Origin of the sequence: uncultured Leptotrichia sp. (assembly GCF_938036635.1) — a bacterium.
GTDB classification, from domain to species: domain Bacteria; phylum Fusobacteriota; class Fusobacteriia; order Fusobacteriales; family Leptotrichiaceae; genus Leptotrichia; species Leptotrichia hongkongensis.
In genome coordinates, this window is the sequence record NZ_CALHQO010000275.1 from 1 (window position 1) to 2,089 (window position 2,089).

Below are 2,089 nucleotides of genomic sequence, written 5' to 3' on the forward strand. Positions count from 1 at the left end.
GTAAAAAAATTTATTTTTATAAACCAATTACTGAATGTAGTCAAAAGTTTCCAAAGTCAAATTTCTGTTCCCATTTCCATAGAAATATACTTTAAATATTGTTCCTTTTGAGAATTTATAATAAGTCTGGTCAACAAGTCCTGTAAAATTAAATGTTTTTCCTGACTGAAGGCTAATGCAGTTTGCGAATCTTTTACCATCTTTTGTTATACCTCTTGAAGTCACACGACATTTTTCTACTGTCCGTAAAGTTTTTTGTGCTGCAAAACTGTAAACACTTCCTAATATTAAAAATGCAAAAATAATTTTTTTCATAATAAATCAGCTCCTATCATTGTAATTTTTAGTTATTTGTGAAAATTTATAAATTCTACCATATTACTCCCAGCCTTTTTGCAAGTTGTACATAATTTGCAGGAGGCATCCAGTATTTAATAATTTTTTTGTTTTTATTGAATACATCCAGTGCTTTTTCTTTTTCGCCTTTTTTCAGATAAACATCTATTATAATTCTGAACAGTTCATTCATCGGATGATTTCTGCTATTTTCATAAACAAATTCCGGATATTTTTTTGTATCGACATTTTTATATGCTTCAATTCCTTTTTGTGCATAATTTAATATTTCTGAATAATTATCAGGATAATTATGATAAAGGAAATCTGTCATAATACGGTATCCTTCTGGATAATCAGGGAAATTTTCTATTAATTTTTGCGATATTCTTTTAAAATTGATGTTATCAGGATTTTTTACCGGTGAGTAAAGTATTAGAAGCAGTTTATAATCATCAATTTTTGCTGTTTTATTTCTTATTTTTTCCTCTTTTTCACTGATTAAAAGTTTTCTATCATCATCATTTCCCGGCGTTCTTACAATTTCTCCTATGGTTTTATCCATTCCTTTTATTTTATAGCTGTCAAGTGAAAGAATATTTATAAACTCTATATTCTCATCATAAGGAATTTTCCATTTTTTAAGCGGATAGAAGTACTCAAATTTTACAATCATTTCTTTTTCGATATATTTTGTGTCATTTTTCTTTAATTCATTTTTCAAAAAAGAAGAGATTTCCTGTTCTATTATTTCTAGCTGTGTAGATCTGCTTTTTCCTCTTACCAACGAATTAAAGTCTTTGTTTTTATAAAATTTAGACATTGTATAGTTTAAATCGGGATATTTTAATGAAACATTTACATAAGCCAGTTTTATATCCCTTCCGTTTCCATTTTTCTGCTTTGTTAGTTCAATTTTATTTATTTTATAAGTAAGATATTTATAACTTTCTTGTGAAGTACGCCAGATATTAAACCACATTAAATGATATTCACTAACTTTTTTTGTATCTTCATTTTTTGCTGCATTGATATAATCTTCAAAAGCCGATGCTACTGCCTTTTTATCATCATTTTCAGAACTCTCGCTAATTCCACAGCTTGTTATAAACATAATTGCCAGTAAAATAAATGATATAAATCTTTTCATGATTCCTCCTGATTTTTCTAATAATAAATTTTCTCATTTGTACTGAGAAATACTGTATTTTTTTAACTTTTTAATCAAAAAATAAACTATTCTTCCATATTTTCTGGAGCAGATGCCACATCTTTGGAAAATGTCATTGAAATTCCTGTATCCTGATTATACTGCACTTTTCCATTTTTTACAATAATTTCATCTGATTCCTTGCCATTTCCTACAAGAATGTATCTCCCGTTGCCCTTACTTTGCATATCATAGGTTCCTGCCTTTGTTATACAGTTCCCGTTAACTACATTGTTAAGGCTTATATAGGCAATATTTCCTTTTATTTCAAAGTATGAATCTTCAAAACATTCCTGACCTGCCACCTTTACAGTCTGCCCTTTTGTAGTCAGCGTTTCCACATTATATTTTCCTGAAATGCTGCTTTGGGAAGCTTTCCCCTTTGCTTCACATCCCATACTCATTAAAATCATTCCTGCCATCATAGCTAGATTTATTTTTTTATTTTTCATTTTTTCACCTCTGTCTGTATTTAACTATTCAAAATTCCATCAGCTATTTCTTATTCTATTAAAATAAATGTATATGTGCTTTACTTCCATA

At 28.4% G+C, this 2,089-nt stretch carries 3 protein-coding genes; all 3 read right to left on the reverse strand.

Annotation, left to right across the window (positions count from 1 at the left end):
- Positions 1-27 precede the first annotated feature (27 nt).
- Positions 28-315: a ubiquinol-cytochrome C reductase gene (locus Q0370_RS05345; protein WP_299573077.1), complete on the reverse strand. Its 288-nt coding sequence runs from the start codon at positions 313-315 to the stop codon at positions 28-30.
- 55 nt (positions 316-370) lie between these two features.
- Positions 371-1,486 carry a hypothetical protein gene (locus Q0370_RS05350; protein ID WP_299573079.1) on the reverse strand — a complete coding sequence of 372 codons (1,116 nt, stop codon included), beginning with the start codon at positions 1,484-1,486 and terminating at the stop codon, positions 371-373.
- A gap of 86 nt (positions 1,487-1,572) precedes the next feature.
- Entirely contained in the window at positions 1,573-1,998 is a 426-nt protein-coding gene (locus tag Q0370_RS05355) for a hypothetical protein (RefSeq protein WP_299573082.1), read from the reverse strand.
- Positions 1,999-2,089 lie beyond the last annotated feature (91 nt).